A 15,279-nucleotide genomic window follows, 5' to 3' on the forward strand; every position below is an offset into this window, starting at 1 on the left:
CAATAAGCAAGAAGCACTCACTCGTGTTCAGTTTTGAAAGGTGCAATGCCTTTCGATCGTTTGGTGATGATGGCGGAAGGGAACCACACGTACCCATACCGAACACGACCGTTAAGCCTTCCAGCGTCGATGGTACTTGGACCGCAGGGTCCCGGGAGAGTAGAACGTCGCCAAGCGAATCCACTTTAAGTGGATTTTTTAATCCTATAGAGTAGTAAGGGCCCTTAGCTCAGCTGGTTAGAGCGCACCCCTGATAAGGGTGAGGTCGGTGGTTCGAGTCCACTAGGGCCCACCATTAAACTTCATAATGGTGTCATGGGGCCATAGCTCAGCTGGGAGAGCGCCTGCCTTGCAAGCAGGAGGTCAGCGGTTCGATCCCGCTTGGCTCCACCATTCAATGTTTGTTCCTTGAAAACTGGATATCGAAACGAAGCAAAATGCTGAATCATCCCGCTGCGATTTTCGTAAGAAAATCGTCAGCAGCCGATACGTAAGTGTCGGTACCGAATAACCAAATTGGTTAAGCTAATAAGAGCACACGGAGGATGCCTAGGCGCCAGGAGCCGATGAAGGACGTGGCGAACGACGAAATGCCTCGGGGAGCCGTAAGCAGGCTTTGATCCGGGGATGTCCGAATGGGGAAACCTGCGTATCGTAATAGATACGTACCATGCAGTGAATACATAGCTGCATTGGAGGCAGACGAGGGGAACTGAAACATCTAAGTACCCTCAGGAAAAGAAAACAAAAGTGATTCCGTCAGTAGCGGCGAGCGAAAGCGGATTAGCCCAAACCAGGGGGCTTGCCCCCTGGGGTTGTGGGACGTCAACGTGGGTTGAGCAGAGTAGGTGAAGCGGTCTGGAAAGGCCGGCCAGAGAAGGTAACAGCCCTGTAGCCGAAATTCTGCGAAAACCCTAGACGGATCCCGAGTACCGCGAGACACGTGAAACCTCGTGGGAATCCGGCAGGACCATCTGCCAAGGCTAAATACTCCCTGGCGACCGATAGTGAAGCAGTACCGTGAGGGAAAGGTGAAAAGAACCGCGGGAGCGGAGTGAAAGAGAACCTGAAACCGTGTGCTTACAAGAAGTCAGAGCTCGTTAAAGGGTGATGGCGTGCCTTTTGTAGAATGAACCGGCGAGTTACGTTTGCAAGCGAGGTTAAGGTGAGAAGCCGAAGCCGCAGCGAAAGCGAGTCTGAACAGGGCGAATGAGTTTGCAGGCGTAGACCCGAAACCGTGTGATCTACCCCTGTCCAGGGTGAAGGTGCGGTAACACGCACTGGAGGCCCGAACCCACGAATGTTGAAAAATTCGGGGATGAGGTGGGGGTAGCGGAGAAATTCCAATCGAACTCGGAGATAGCTGGTTCTCCCCGAAATAGCTTTAGGGCTAGCCTCGGGAGATGCGTCGTGGAGGTAAAGCACTGATTGGGTGCGGGGCCCGCCAAGGGTTACCAAGTCCAGTCAAACTCTGAATGCCACAGACGTTAACCCGGGAGTCAGACAGTGAGTGCTAAGATCCATTGTCAAGAGGGAAACAGCCCAGATCATCAGCTAAGGTCCCCAAGTGTGTGTTAAGTGGGAAAGGATGTGGAGTTGCGCAGACAACCAGGATGTTGGCTTAGAAGCAGCCACCATTCAAAGAGTGCGTAATAGCTCACTGGTCGAGTGACTCTGCGCCGAAAATGTAACGGGGCTAAACACACCACCGAAGCTATGGCTAGATATGAAAATATCTGGGGTAGGGGAGCGTTGTAACAGCGTTGAAGGTTGATCGTGAGGACAGCTGGAGCGGTTACAAGTGAGAATGCCGGTATGAGTAACGAAAAGATCAGTGAGAATCTGATCCGCCGAAAGCCTAAGGGTTCCTGAGGAAGGTTCGTCCGCTCAGGGTAAGTCGGGACCTAAGGCGAGGCCGAAAGGCGTAGTCGAAGGACAACAGGTTGAAATTCCTGTACCACCGTGAACCGTTATGAGCGATGGGGTGACGCAGAAGGATAGTGACGCGAGCTGATGGATGCTCGTCCAAGCAGTGAGGCTGGTGTGCAGGCAAATCCGCACATCGAAAGGCTGGGCTGTGATGGGGAGGGAAAATTGGAGTACCGAAGGTCATGAGTTCAGGCTGCCAAGAAAAGCCTCTAGCCAGGGAGAAGGTGCCCGTACCGCAAACCGACACAGGTAGGCGAGCAGAGGATGCTAAGGCGCGCGGAAGAACTCTCGTTAAGGAACTCGGCAAAATGACCCCGTAACTTCGGGAGAAGGGGTGCCCCGGTAGGGTGAATAGCCCGAGGGGGCCGCAGTGAAAAGGCCCAAGCGACTGTTTAGCAAAAACACAGGTCTGTGCGAAGCCGCAAGGCGAAGTATACGGGCTGACGCCTGCCCGGTGCTGGAAGGTTAAGGGGAGCGGTTAGGGTAAGACCGAAGCTGTGAACCGAAGCCCCAGTAAACGGCGGCCGTAACTATAACGGTCCTAAGGTAGCGAAATTCCTTGTCAGGTAAATTCTGACCCGCACGAATGGCGTAACGACTTGGGCGCTGTCTCGACGAGAGATCCGGTGAAATTTTAATACCTGTGAAGATGCAGGTTACCCGCGACAAGACGGAAAGACCCCATGGAGCTTTACTGCAGCTTGATATTGGACTTTGGTACGATCTGTACAGGATAGGTGGGAGCCTGGGAAGCATGAGCGCCAGCTTGTGTGGAGGCGACGTTGGGATACCACCCTGATCGTATCGGAGTTCTAACCTGGTGCCCTAAGCGGGTATGGGGACAGTGTCAGGTGGGCAGTTTGACTGGGGCGGTCGCCTCCTAAAGCGTAACGGAGGCGCCCCAAGGTTCCCTCAGAATGGTTGGAAATCATTCGCAGAGTGCAAAGGCAAAAGGGAGCTTGACTGCGAGACAAACAGGTCGAGCAGGGACGAAAGTCGGGCTTAGTGATCCGGTGGTACCGAATGGAAGGGCCATCGCTCAACGGATAAAAGCTACCCTGGGGATAACAGGCTTATCTCCCCCAAGAGTCCACATCGACGGGGAGGTTTGGCACCTCGATGTCGGCTCATCGCATCCTGGGGCTGAAGTAGGTCCCAAGGGTTGGGCTGTTCGCCCATTAAAGCGGTACGCGAGCTGGGTTCAGAACGTCGTGAGACAGTTCGGTCCCTATCTGTCGCGGGCGTAGGAAATTTGAGAGGAGCTGTCCTTAGTACGAGAGGACCGGGATGGACGTACCGCTGGTGTACCAGTTGTCTCGCCAGAGGCACGGCTGGATAGCCAAGTACGGAAGGGATAAGCGCTGAAAGCATCTAAGCGTGAAGCCCCCCTCAAGATGAGATTTCCCAGTATGTAAGACCCCTTGTAGACGACGAGGTAGATAGGTTCGGGGTGGAAGCACGGCAACGTGTGGAGCTGACGAATACTAATCGGTCGAGGGCTTATCCAAAAAGCACATGAAGATGATCAGCGGCTTGGTTTCGATCCAGTTTTCAGGGCGCAAGCGAAAAGCCATCGTTCAAATCACGAACGTTGGCTTTTTTTAATTCACTTATATCCAAAGGCCTAATGATATGGCTAAGGCGAACATCCCGCTATTGGGCATAGCAGGACGTGTCGTTATCATTAAGTTTCAAGTACCCGTTGGATCGATGTTTACGAAGCAGGAATAGCAGAAGGAGACGGGGAAGCAATAGCCAGATATGGATGAACAGCAGGTAAACCAAATACATAGGTGACATCCAGGGATAGAAGCATCCTATAATAATAAACACGATCCACAATGTGTGCAGATGAAGCCGGCAGGCTTTGGCCAATGCAATATAGCTGTCGGGGACGTATCCCAGCCAAGGGAATCGCATAGACCACTTCCAAGTTTTGGGCGCATGTCTTTCTTTGGTCCGGAGCAGCAATTGAATGATAAAAGCGTGAAGGACGGGGACAACGACAATACCTGACAAGACGGCTGCGGGGTGAATCAGAAAAAAAGACAGCAGCGGAATAATGGCCGCAACAGGCCAGAACATATATGCAAAAAAAGGTTTATAATGTATCCTTTTGAGCAGACGATAGTGATAGATGGTTGAATCTTTGGACAAGCTTCTTTCATTAGGTTTATTGTAAGTATTCAAGGTCTGCATCCACCTGTCTATCGTATAATAGATCCAATACATATATCGGTAAGCTATAGTTAAATTATAAGGCAATACGCACAGGATAAGCATCGTTTACATAAAAATACTTCAGGACGGTTTATTCTTGAGAGAATCGGACATACTGATAGATAAAAGAATAGAGGTGATTGAAATGGGCGATGCGCTGCAGCACGAATGTACAGGACCCTGCATCATCTGCGGACTCTCTAAGGAACAAGGCATCATGATTATATCCGAATTTATATGTGACGATTGTGAGAAAGAGATGGTCAGAACGGATGTAAGCGACCCTAAATATCCTTTTTTCATACATCAGATGAAACAAATTATTTATAAAAAAAATGCGTGAACCTTTGCGCGAACCGGCTCATTTTATCTTGAACAAGGATGGAAGCGGGCTTTTTTGTTTGGTACAATACGTGTATTATCGGTTTGTGAAATGAGGATGTTCATGGGATTACATCATAGAGCACCGCTCTTCGAGAAGCTTGCCGCACATGCGCAAAGAAACGCGGTAAGCCTTCATGTACCTGGCCACAAATCCAGGTCAAAGGCATATTCAGGCGCTTGGGGACATTACGGCAGCGTACTGAACATCGATCTGACGGAAATTCCCGGACTGGATGATCTGCACCATCCGGAAGAGGCGATCAAAGAAGCTCAAGAATTGGCCGCGAATTGCTTTGGAGCGGAAGAAACGTTATTTCTTGTGGGCGGAAGTACGGCTGGAAATCTGGCGATGATCATGTCCGCATGCCGCCCCGGGGATCTTCTGCTCGTGCAGAGAGATGTACACAAATCGGTCATTCACGGGCTTACGCTGGCGGGAGCGCAGGCCGTTTTTATTACGCCCCAATGCGAGCGGCATTCCGGATTGACCATCGGACTTCGTGTCCCAGACGTGGAAGAAGCTCTGAAGCGCTATCCTGAGGCGAAAGGGCTGTTTGTTACGAATCCAAGCTATTACGGAATGGCGGCAGACCTTACTTCTCTGGCTCAGCTGCTGCATGGCCAAGGAAAGCTTCTGCTCGTAGATGAAGCGCATGGCGCTCATTTTGGCTTTCATCCGGCTTTGCCGTCATCGGCGCTGGCCGCGGGCGCGGATGCGGTGGTGCAGTCTACTCACAAAATGCTGACTGCCATGACCATGGGGGCCATGCTGCATGTGCAGGGTGAACGGCTTAACCGTCGTTTACTTCGGAAAGCGCTCGCCATTGTGCAGAGTTCGAGTCCTTCTTATCCGATTATGGCGAGTCTTGATGTAAGCCGGCGGTTGTTGGCGGAGCAGGGGACGGAGCTTCTGGAGCACGGACTTCAGATAATGAACGAGATTCGCAAGCGCCTCGCCGCGCAGCCACGTTGGAAGCTGTGGACGATGCCGGAGAGCCTACGATCCGGGAACAGCTATAAACAGGATCCTTTCAAAATCGTGCTCAGCGATGCAAAAAATAGACTTTCAGGCTATTCCTTAAAGGAGCAGTTGGAGCTTCGTGGCTGTTATCCTGAATTGGCCGACCCGGAGCATGTGCTATGTGTATTCAGTATAGCCAGTACGCTCCGCGACGGGGAGCGTCTTATAGAAGCGCTCGCCGACATCGACAAGGCCGCAGGAGACTCTCCTTCATCGGAATTGGTTTGTACCAATGCGGAGAGCGAGGTATTGGAGGGGAGCATCTCTGAGCCTGTGTCTTTCGGTTGGGGACAGGAACATCATCATTCTTGTGAGGTTGACATGCTGCCGGTGGCCGAATGTGCAGGCCGTAGAGCGGCGGAAATGATCGTTCCCTACCCTCCGGGTATTCCGGTGTTGTATCCGGGAGAGAGGATTACGAAACAAGTGGCGGCCTACTTGGAGCGGCTTACGGTTTTCGGTTCCCGGTTTCACGGGTATGATGTGGCAAAATCCGGAAGAGTGCCGGTATATCAAGCTGGGGAATAAGGAGACGGGAACGTGAGACAAGGTTTTTTTATAACGGTGGAAGGCGGCGAGGGGGCCGGGAAAACCTCGGCGATCGGCGTGATTATAGATCAGGCAGCGGAGCATGGCTATGAGGTGGTATCGACTCGTGAACCGGGGGGAATTCCTATCGCGGAACATATCCGAGCGGTGATATTGGACAAAAGCCACACGGCTATGGATGCCCGTACCGAGGCGCTGCTTTATGCGGCGGCACGACGTCAGCATTTGACAGAAAAGGTCATTCCGGCTCTCCAAGCAGGTAAGGTGGTCATATGCGACCGGTTTATCGACAGCAGTTTGGCTTACCAAGGGTATGCCCGGGGGCTCGGAATAGATGATGTGCTGGCGATTAATCGATTCGCGATCGGAGAGTGGATGCCGGACCTTACTTTATTCATGGATGTGAGTCCGGAAACGGGGCTTGCCCGGATTCATGCAGATCAAGGGCGGGAGATCAACCGGCTTGATTTGGAATCCATGTCTTTTCACCATAAGGTCAGGGAAGGTTATCTGCAACTGCTGGAGCGATTTCCGGATCGGATGATAAGATTGGATGCAGAGCAAGAGCTGGATGCCGTACACCGCGAGCTGAAACAAATCGTGAACCAATATCTCCCCAGAAGAGTATAATAAAACTGAAATAATATAAAATCGAGCCTATATTATATAATAGAAGGAATTGTTCAACCTCTTGTCTAATTATAAATGTAGGGACGCGGATCATTCATTTGGCAAAGGAGGCTGGATGTATGAAATTGGTTATAGCCGTTGTGCAGGACAAAGACAGCAATCGCTTGTCCAACGCATTGATTAAAGAAGGCTTTCGCGCTACGAAATTGGCAAGTACAGGCGGATTCTTACGTGCGGGAAACACGACGTTCATCATCGGTACGGAAGACGAACGGGTGAATGAAGCGCTGCAGATCATTAAAGAGAACTGCAAGATCAGGGAACAGGTGGTCACCCCGGTATCTCCGATGGGAGGAACAACGGATTCATACATTCCTTTCCCGGTCGAAGTTCAGGTGGGCGGAGCCGCGGTATTCGTGCTTCCGGTCGAACAATTTGAGCATTTTTAAGGAAAAAGGATGCGGACGATGTGAAAATTAACCCGGGCTGGCGGCCTTTCGGTAAAGAAATTATACGAAGCGAGAACAATTCGTCTCAGCAGCTTCAGCAAAAGTCGTTTAGCGATATGATGCAGCAGCAGGACCAAAGAGCTACCCGGGAGCAGCTTCAACGTATTTTGCAGCAAATTGAACACCAGGGGCAGCGGCTTGCCAAATCGATGACCGTCCGCGAGCTGCGGCAGTATAAGCTGCTGGTCAAGCAGTTTCTTGAGGAAACCGCGCGCCGCGGCGTACAGCTCCGTGAGACGCGAGGGTGGGATCGGCGAGGCAGAGGTAAACGGTATAAGCTTCTGGAGGAAATTGATCGGGAACTGCTTGGATTGGCCGAGGAGATGCTGGATAGTGAGCAAGGACGTATTGAGTTGCTCCGCAAAGTCGGTGAAATTCGCGGCATCCTGATCAATTTGTCTTTTTAGATCGGGGCTGCTCATCATAATGGCCTTGATAGAGGTTTTCTTATAACGGAAAGGAATAGAGACAGTCATGTCTTTTCAATCCATAGCAGGACAGGAACGTGTAAAACGTATTTTACAAAACAGTCTTCGAACGGATAAAATATCGCATGCCTATATTTTCACGGGGCCGTCCGGAACGGGACGAAGGGCGATGGCCAAAGCTTTTGCGCAAGCAATTTATTGTAAGGTGCTGCCCGATGATGCCTGCGGTGAATGCTTGGACTGCCGCAAGGTACTGCATGGAAATCATCCTGATTTGCACGAGGTGAAGCCGGAGGGGGCCTCAATTAAGATTGAGCAAATCCGGGAGCTTCAAAAGCAATTCGCTTACCGTGCCTCGGCTTCCGGAATCAAGATGTATATTATTGAGGAAGCCGAAAAAATGACGGTTCAGGCTGCGAACAGCTTGCTTAAATTTTTGGAAGAACCCGCATCCCAGGTTGTGGCCATTCTGATCACGGATAACGGACAAGCCCTGCTTCCGACAATCCGCTCCAGATCACAATGGATTCCCTTTGTGCCAATCGGCCGGAGTGAAATGCAAAAGGCGCTGCTTCAAGAAGGGCACCCGGCTGTCCTGGTGCAAGCCGCTGTGCATATGGCGGCGGGAACGGAAGCGGCTCGCGGGTTGATTCAAGGAAATGGGTTTGCAGAACTTCGAAATCTAGTGATACAATTAGTAAGGGAAAGTTTGACCCGGCTGCCCGCCGCTCTGCTGACCGCACAGCAGAAGCTGACGAGGGGCGAATTTTCCGAACAACTGCCAAAATTTATGGATATGCTTATTTTGTGGCTCAAGGATATGGTACAGCTTAGCTTGGGCAATAAGGACGGACTGATTTATTCCGATCAGGCCGATTGGATGTCGAAGCAAGCTTTGTCTTACCCGATCGAGCATTGGATCTACTGTCTCGAGCAGGCGGTAGAGACGCAGAAACGATTGCGGTTTCATGCCAATCCCCAGCTGGCGCTGGAAAATATATTTATGAAGCTTAAGGGGGTGTAGGATTGTTCTCCGTAGTAGGTGTTCGCTTCAAAAAAGCGGGTAAAATTTATTACTTTGACCCAAGTGATCTTCCGGTCGACCAAGATAGCGCCGTGATCGTAGAAACGGCTCGCGGTGTTGAATACGGTAAGGTTGTGATCGGTCGCAGGACGGTTGGAGAGTCCGATGTGGTTCTTCCGCTGAAGAAGGTTATCCGCATCGCTGACCATCAGGATGCCAAGCTGGTAGAGGATAACAAGCAGGCGGCCAATAATGCATTTACTATTTGCCAGGAAAAGATTAAGGATCATCAGCTTCGTATGAAACTGGTGGATGTTGAATATACATTTGACCGAAACAAAATAATTTTTTATTTTACGGCGGAAGGACGAGTTGATTTCCGAGAGCTGGTGAAGGATTTGGCCGGGATTTTCCGGACACGCATCGAGCTTCGCCAGATCGGTGTCAGGGACGAAGCCAAAATGCTGGGCGGCATCGGACCATGCGGACGCATCCTGTGCTGCTCTTCTTTCTTGGGGGATTTTGAGCCGGTATCGATCAAAATGGCTAAAGATCAAAACTTATCGCTCAACCCGACGAAAATATCCGGTCTTTGCGGACGATTAATGTGCTGCTTGAAATATGAGCATGATAATTATGAAAGTGCCAAGGACGACCTGCCCCGTGTCGGCAGTGAAGTGATTACATCGTTCGGAAACGGAAGGCTGATCTCCTTAAATGTATCCGAACGTATGGCTAAAGTACAGATTTTTGAACTCAAAAAAGTGATGGATCTTCCTTTGGATGATGTGGTGGAGCAGCTCTAAGCTATTCGCTGCTTCCGCGGCTTGAGGTGAAGAAAGAGTGAATAAAAGGGATATATTCGTACAAATCGAACAGTTGGAAGAGCAAACGGGTGTTGTGCATTCCGAGCTCGGATCTTTGAAGCGGCAAATTATTGAGCTGCTTGAGGAAAACAAGCGGCTGAGCATTGAGAATCAGCAGCTGCGCAAGCTGTTAAAGAAAGAGACGGAGCCGATCACTCCTGCTCTTCTGGCGGTAGGTAAAGTCGCTGACGCAAGTACGGATCCTGCGGCCGCCTCCGTTTTAGTCAAGGAGCCTACCGGTGAAGGCTATGACAATCTGGCCCGCATCTATCATGAAGGATTCCACATTTGTAACGTGAATTACGGGCATTTGCGAACGGAAGGCGATTGTCTGTTTTGCATGTCATTTTTGAATAAATAAAAGCGAACCGTAGGGAGGATGGACTTCTCTACGGTTTTTTTGAAGGAAAGAGGAATTTTGTGTTGGAACAAGTACCGGTATATGAATATGAAAGGGTCGACGATTTATTAACCCAACAACTGAAAATCATTCAAAGCGATGAAGTATTCAGCTTCTCCATGGATGCAGTTCTGTTGGCGAGGTTTTGTTCTGTTCCGCATACGGGCAGCATTGTCGATCTGTGTTCAGGCAATGGGGTTATACCGCTGCTGCTGACGACGCGAACCCGTGGATCGATTATCGGGGTGGAGATTCAAGAGCGTCTGGCCGATATGGGGAAACGGAATGTGCTGCTCAACGGATTGGAAAAACAAATTACGATGATCCATGGTGATTTGCGTGATGCCCCTGATCAGCTTGGCCATGGGCAATTTGATCTGGTGACCGTGAATCCGCCTTATCTGCCCGTTCCCAATGGGGAACAGAATGTGAATGCTCATGTCGCCGCAGCCCGGCACGAGGTGTACTGCACACTGGATGATGTCGTGCGGGTAAGCAGCCGGCTCGTTCGCAGCGGCGGTCGGGTAGCGATGGTGCATAGGCCAAGCCGGTTGGTTGATATTTGCTGCACTATGCGAAAATACCGGTTGGAACCCAAACGCATACGTTTTGTTCATCCGCGGGCAAACGCGGAGGCCAACATGGTGCTGATCGAAGCGCTGCGTGATGGCAAGCCGGAAGTGCGCATGCTTCCGCCGCTGATTGTGTACAAGAACGAAAAGGAATACACCGACGAACTGTTCGAAGTGTACTATGGCCGTCGAGATAAACTTGCTTATACAGAGAACATATATAATAGAAGGAATAGATCAACTTGAACATTCAAAAGAGTTACCATGATGCTGGAGAGCAGCGCGGAAAACTGTATTTGGTTGGGACGCCGATCGGAAATCTGGAGGATATGACGTACCGGGCGGTTCGCGTACTGCGGGAAGTTCAATGGATTGCCGCTGAAGATACCCGGCAAACCCGTAAGCTGCTTACGCATTTCGACATTGCTACGCGGATGGTCAGCTACCACGAACACAATAAGCATGCGAGCGGACCGGAGCTGGTGCGGCTAATGCAGGCGGGCGATTCCATCGCGCTGGTCAGTGATGCAGGGCTTCCGGCCATTTGCGATCCCGGGGCAGATTTGGTAAGGCTTGCGATTGACGCTGAAATCGACGTTATCCCGGTTCCCGGTGCTAATGCGGCTCTCTCCGCGCTCATCATGTCCGGGTTACCGACTGAGCGCTTTACCTTTGTCGGTTTTCTGCCGCGAGACAAGAAGCCGCTGGAAAAGGAGCTTAAAGCGCTAAAGCGTGAGCCGGGCACGGTACTCTGCTATGAATCGCCTCATCGGCTGGTAAAAACGTTAACCGCCATGTCGGAAATCCTTGGCGAGGACCATGAAATTTGTCTTATCCGGGAACTAACCAAAAAGTATGAGGAAGCCGTCCGCGGTACGATCCGGGAATGCTTGGCTCATTTGGACGAGCACCCGCCCCAAGGCGAGTATTGCCTTGTTATTCGCGGCAGCAACGGCGAAAGCTCTGCTGAGTCGGATGATGATGCCGCATGGTGGACTGGCTTGACGCCGCAGGAGCATGTAGCGCGGTACGAGGCTGAGGGCTTCGCCCATAAGGAAGCGCTGAGACGCGCCGCCCAAGACCGCGGCGTCCCCAAGCGCGAGCTATACAATCTGCTTCACCAGGGCAACTGATTTTTGGTTTTGCTTTTTGGTTTGTGGGTTTTGTTGTTGTGGTTGACCTTGCCTTTGATCTTGCGATGCTGCCTTGGCAGCGAGCTCACTTTGCCCGAACAAGAGCTGTTGAGGCTTGCCCCGGGTGCGTCCCCACGGCGGTCAGTCGCTCCAAAAAACACCCAAAGTCCGCACATGCACTCCAACGGAAGAACGCCGCAATCAAGCGTGTGCCCGATCACCTCATCCAAGAGGTGATTCCGAACGTTAGCGCTCCTCCCGCCCAAACGTCCATCAAGGCGCCGAGCGAGGTCCAGGGGCAGCCGCCCATGGGTCCCCCTTGGAAGGAGGATTTAGGGGGTTGATTAAAAAAAGAACCCTAATTCGAGGAAACCACGAATCGGGGTTATAGAGGAGATATGAAAAAGGTTAGAATTACCTTAGATAAAATTGCTATCTTCATTATACCTTATTTTTTTTATTTTGTCACAGGTATTGGCATTTCAGATAAACATTCATGACAGACAATTTTCCCTTTGAAATAAGAGACGTTCTCAGCATTGCCGCAGAAGATACAGGCCGGCTCATATTTCTTCAACATAATGCGCTCTCCGTCTACGTAAATTTCAAGAGCATCTTTTTCGCCAATGCCTAACGTTCTGCGAAGTTCGATAGGAATAACGACACGACCCAGCTCATCAACTTTTCTTACGATACCTGTAGATTTCATCATAATAAAAATTCCCCTCTCCAAGAAGTATAAGTAAGAAGCATTTTGGAAGAAAATTAATCGTCATGATTCGACATAATTCTTTACGAATATGATACCAACCATTCCAAAAATAGTCAACTAAAAATTGAGTCAATTTCATGTTATTTTATGGAATATGACTCTGTATTTGTTATATCTTAAAGAAAAAATCGAGTAAAATGTGAGATATCACACATTTTTGCAAAGTGTATTGTCACAAAAAATACGATTTTTCATTATTTTATTTCACCGTTTACATAGAAAAAAAAGTAAGGATTGGAAAATAAAATCGACATAATTCGACAAAATTATCAAATATACTGATTTGTTTGTCGAATAATAGTTCATTGATCAAGGAGGAAAGCTATGAGCACGCCGATGAAAGAAGAAAAGGTGTTCAAGGATCCGGTACATAAGTATATTTATGTGCAAGACCAAACGATTTGGGATCTGATCAATACAAAAGAATTTCAAAGGCTGCGCCGTATCCGTCAGCTTGGCACATGCTTTTTGACCTTTCACGGTGCAGAACACAGCCGGTTTTCTCATTCGCTTGGTGTTTATGAAGTCACACGCAGGATTATATCCCAGTTTGAACGGAATCAGTATGAGGATTGGCCCAAAGAGGAACGACTGCTGTGCCTGTGCGCTGCTTTGCTGCATGATGTTGGACACGGTCCGTTCTCCCATTCCATTGAAAAGACGTTCGGGAGCCACCATGAAGAATGGTCGTGCCGCATTGTTCTGGGGGATACGGAAGTCAATCAAGTGCTGCGGCGCGTATCTCCGGCATTCCCTCGGCAAGTGGCTGACGTCATCTCCAAAACGTATCACAGAGAAATCGTCGTCAGTCTTGTATCCAGCCAGCTGGACGCCGACCGGATGGATTATTTGATTCGGGACGCTTATTTTACCGGGGTGAATTACGGTACCTTTGATTTAGATCGGATTCTTCGGGTCATGCGCCCGTACCAGGGACATATTGTAGTCAAAGAGAGCGGCATGCATGCTGTGGAAGATTATTTGATGTCACGATATCAAATGTATTGGCAGGTTTATTTTCATCCGGTAACCCGCAGCGCGGAAGTGGTGCTCCACAGTATTTTCCAAAGAGCCAAAAAGCTTTATGAGGAGGGATACCGGTTCCAGTTTATGATTGCTCCGCTGCATAAGCTGTTTCAGCAGCAGTTGACGGTAGACGAATATTACTTCTTGGACGAAGCGTTCATGCAAACCGTCTTGATGCAGTGGTCCCTGGAGAAAGACCCGATTCTCTCCGATCTGTGCTCCCGGTTTTTGCAGCGGCGTTTGTTCAAATATATAACGCTCGAGCGTATCGACACTCAACTGATGGAACGCCTGGGAAGCTTGCTGCAAAGCTTTGGAATCGATCCGGATTATTACCTGAAAATTGATTTCCCGTCGGATCTGTCGTATGATGTGTACCGTCCCGGAGAGCAGGATGAGAAGCTGCCTATCTTGCTGCTGGATTCCAAAAACACATTATCGGAGATCTCCTGCAAATCGGAGATTGTCCGCTCGATCAGCGGTATTCATATGGGGAAATACCATTTGTATTACCCTCATGAGCTGCTGTTGAACCATCTGCAGGAACTGGACGCTGATGTTCGCATCCTGTTAGGTCTGTCCTGAACATTGTCGCAATGGCGAAGAAAGGGGTATGTTCATATGCTGATCGACACGCATGTGCATCTAAACGTACAGGCATTCGATGAAGATCGACACGAAGTGATTCAAAGAGCAAGAGAGAACGGAATTAGTCACATGATCAATGTCGGATTTAACAGGGAAACCATTCCCAGCTCCATCGCTTTGGCAGAACAGTATGACTTTATCTATTCGACCGTGGGTTGGCATCCGACAGACGCAAAGGATATGACCCCGGACGATTTGGAATGGATCGAATCGCTTTGCCGCCATGAGAAGGTGGTAGCCATAGGAGAAATCGGGCTGGATTACTATTGGGATACGTCTCCAAAGGATGTACAAGCCCGTGTGTTTCGTGAGCAAATCCGGCTCGCACGTAAGCTCGGCATGCCGATTGTCATCCATAACCGGGATGCGCATCACGATGTTGTGCAAATTTTGCGCGAAGAAAAGGCGGCGGAGGTTGGCGGTGTGATGCATTGTTACTCCGGGAGCTGGGAAACAGCCAAAATGTGCCTTGACATGAATTTCTATATCTCGTTTGGAGGACCGGTCACGTTTAAGAATGCAAAACAGCCCAAGGAGGTGCTGGAAAAAGTTCCGCTCGATCGGCTGCTTATTGAAACGGACGCGCCTTACCTTGCTCCTCATCCGTATCGGGGCAAGCGGAATGAATCGTCTTACGTTCGTCTTGTAGCTGAGACGGCGGCCCAAATCAAGGGCATTTCACTGGAAGAATTGGCCGGGATTACCTCGAGGAATGCCATATCCATTTTCGGTATAAAGTGAATTTTTACACAAAAGGACACATGTCTTTTTTTATACAAAACAAGATAATCGAAGAAAACAAAACAAAAAACTGTGACCAATGGAGAAAAAGATGGTTTTGGTTTAAAAATTAATAAAAAACAATGATAATTGAGTAAAATCCGAGATTTTTTTCAAAGTTTGTATACTTTACAATTCCAGCCTTCACATCGTACACTCAATATTAACTTCATACGATTGCCAAAATTCCAACATCGCTGAGTTCCGTAAGGGAACGGGGGAACCGCATCGCGGATGTCACAGCGCTACGCTGTTGATGAACGTGGTGTTTATAGGGGTGAATCTTGGGGCAGGCAGCTGCTTCCGAGTAGGGCGACTCTCAAGTCCGAATCCGTCAGCTAACCTCGTAAGCGTTAAGAGAGAGGTAACGATTGTCGTCGGCTTAACT

Annotated in this window: 14 protein-coding genes, 2 tRNA genes, 2 rRNA genes and 1 riboswitch; of the genes, 16 read left to right on the forward strand and 2 right to left on the reverse strand. The window is 49.8% G+C overall.

The window, feature by feature from the left end:
* Positions 1-59 precede the first annotated feature (59 nt).
* The 4 genes from rrf (at position 60) to IJ22_RS21945 (ending at position 3,437) form a co-directional block, all read left to right on the forward strand.
* Positions 60-176, forward strand: a 5S ribosomal RNA gene (rrf, locus tag IJ22_RS21930).
* 42 nt (positions 177-218) lie between these two features.
* Positions 219-295: transfer RNA gene (locus IJ22_RS21935), tRNA-Ile, on the forward strand.
* Between the two features lie 22 nt (positions 296-317).
* Positions 318-393: transfer RNA gene (locus IJ22_RS21940), tRNA-Ala, on the forward strand.
* Between the two features lie 125 nt (positions 394-518).
* A 23S ribosomal RNA gene (locus IJ22_RS21945) occupies positions 519-3,437 on the forward strand.
* 145 nt (positions 3,438-3,582) lie between these two features.
* On the opposite strand, the gene IJ22_RS21950 is transcribed toward IJ22_RS21945, so the two are convergent.
* Positions 3,583-4,119, reverse strand: a complete 537-nt coding sequence (locus IJ22_RS21950) for a hypothetical protein (RefSeq protein ID WP_062410316.1) — start codon at positions 4,117-4,119, stop codon at positions 3,583-3,585.
* A 175-nt stretch (positions 4,120-4,294) separates the two neighbouring features.
* On the opposite strand from IJ22_RS21950, the gene IJ22_RS21955 reads away from it, so the two are divergent.
* The 10 genes from IJ22_RS21955 to rsmI all read left to right on the forward strand — a co-directional run bounded on the left by IJ22_RS21955 (position 4,295) and on the right by rsmI (position 11,665).
* A complete protein-coding gene (locus IJ22_RS21955) occupies positions 4,295-4,492 on the forward strand; it encodes a sigma factor G inhibitor Gin (RefSeq protein WP_062410317.1) in 198 nt (65 codons plus the stop codon).
* A gap of 102 nt (positions 4,493-4,594) precedes the next feature.
* Positions 4,595-6,082, forward strand: a complete 1,488-nt coding sequence (locus tag IJ22_RS21960; protein ID WP_269465277.1) for an aminotransferase class I/II-fold pyridoxal phosphate-dependent enzyme — start codon at positions 4,595-4,597, stop codon at positions 6,080-6,082.
* A gap of 12 nt (positions 6,083-6,094) precedes the next feature.
* Positions 6,095-6,733, forward strand: coding sequence for a dTMP kinase (gene tmk, locus IJ22_RS21965; protein WP_062410319.1), 639 nt, complete (start codon positions 6,095-6,097; stop codon positions 6,731-6,733).
* Positions 6,734-6,852: 119 nt separating this feature from the next.
* Positions 6,853-7,182 (forward strand): cyclic-di-AMP receptor, encoded by a 330-nt coding sequence (locus IJ22_RS21970; protein WP_062410320.1) that lies wholly within the window; start codon positions 6,853-6,855, stop codon positions 7,180-7,182.
* 20 nt (positions 7,183-7,202) lie between these two features.
* The gene (locus IJ22_RS21975) at positions 7,203-7,649 is read left to right on the forward strand and encodes a YaaR family protein (protein WP_062410321.1); all 447 of its coding nucleotides are present in this window, start codon (positions 7,203-7,205) and stop codon (positions 7,647-7,649) included.
* A 67-nt stretch (positions 7,650-7,716) separates the two neighbouring features.
* A complete protein-coding gene (gene holB / locus IJ22_RS21980) occupies positions 7,717-8,694 on the forward strand; it encodes a DNA polymerase III subunit delta' (RefSeq protein WP_062410322.1) in 978 nt (325 codons plus the stop codon).
* Between the two features lie 2 nt (positions 8,695-8,696).
* The gene (locus IJ22_RS21985; RefSeq protein ID WP_062410323.1) at positions 8,697-9,500 is read left to right on the forward strand and encodes a PSP1 domain-containing protein; all 804 of its coding nucleotides are present in this window, start codon (positions 8,697-8,699) and stop codon (positions 9,498-9,500) included.
* Positions 9,501-9,537: 37 nt separating this feature from the next.
* Positions 9,538-9,921: an initiation-control protein YabA gene (locus tag IJ22_RS21990; RefSeq protein ID WP_054819630.1), complete on the forward strand. Its 384-nt coding sequence runs from the start codon at positions 9,538-9,540 to the stop codon at positions 9,919-9,921.
* 62 nt (positions 9,922-9,983) lie between these two features.
* A complete protein-coding gene (locus tag IJ22_RS21995) occupies positions 9,984-10,778 on the forward strand; it encodes a tRNA1(Val) (adenine(37)-N6)-methyltransferase (RefSeq protein WP_054819631.1) in 795 nt (264 codons plus the stop codon).
* Positions 10,769-11,665 (forward strand): 16S rRNA (cytidine(1402)-2'-O)-methyltransferase, encoded by an 897-nt coding sequence (gene rsmI, locus IJ22_RS22000; protein ID WP_201023646.1) that lies wholly within the window; start codon positions 10,769-10,771, stop codon positions 11,663-11,665. Before IJ22_RS21995 ends, rsmI begins: the two co-directional genes overlap by 10 nt.
* Before the next feature lie 457 nt (positions 11,666-12,122).
* Here the strand turns inward: rsmI and IJ22_RS22010 are convergent, their stop codons facing one another.
* Entirely contained in the window at positions 12,123-12,377 is a 255-nt protein-coding gene (locus IJ22_RS22010) for an AbrB/MazE/SpoVT family DNA-binding domain-containing protein (RefSeq protein WP_010501678.1), read from the reverse strand.
* A gap of 384 nt (positions 12,378-12,761) precedes the next feature.
* Here IJ22_RS22010 and IJ22_RS22015 point away from each other — a divergent pair, with 384 nt between their 5' ends.
* Positions 12,762-14,048, forward strand: coding sequence for an HD domain-containing protein (locus IJ22_RS22015; RefSeq protein WP_062410326.1), 1,287 nt, complete (start codon positions 12,762-12,764; stop codon positions 14,046-14,048).
* Between the two features lie 36 nt (positions 14,049-14,084).
* The gene (locus tag IJ22_RS22020; RefSeq protein WP_054819633.1) at positions 14,085-14,852 is read left to right on the forward strand and encodes a TatD family hydrolase; all 768 of its coding nucleotides are present in this window, start codon (positions 14,085-14,087) and stop codon (positions 14,850-14,852) included.
* A 224-nt stretch (positions 14,853-15,076) separates the two neighbouring features.
* A riboswitch (cyclic di-AMP (ydaO/yuaA leader) is annotated at positions 15,077-15,260 on the forward strand.
* The last annotated feature ends 19 nt before the right edge of the window (positions 15,261-15,279 follow it).

Origin of the sequence: Paenibacillus naphthalenovorans, assembly GCF_001465255.1 — a bacterium.
Lineage (GTDB): Bacteria > Bacillota > Bacilli > Paenibacillales > NBRC-103111 > Paenibacillus_G > Paenibacillus_G naphthalenovorans.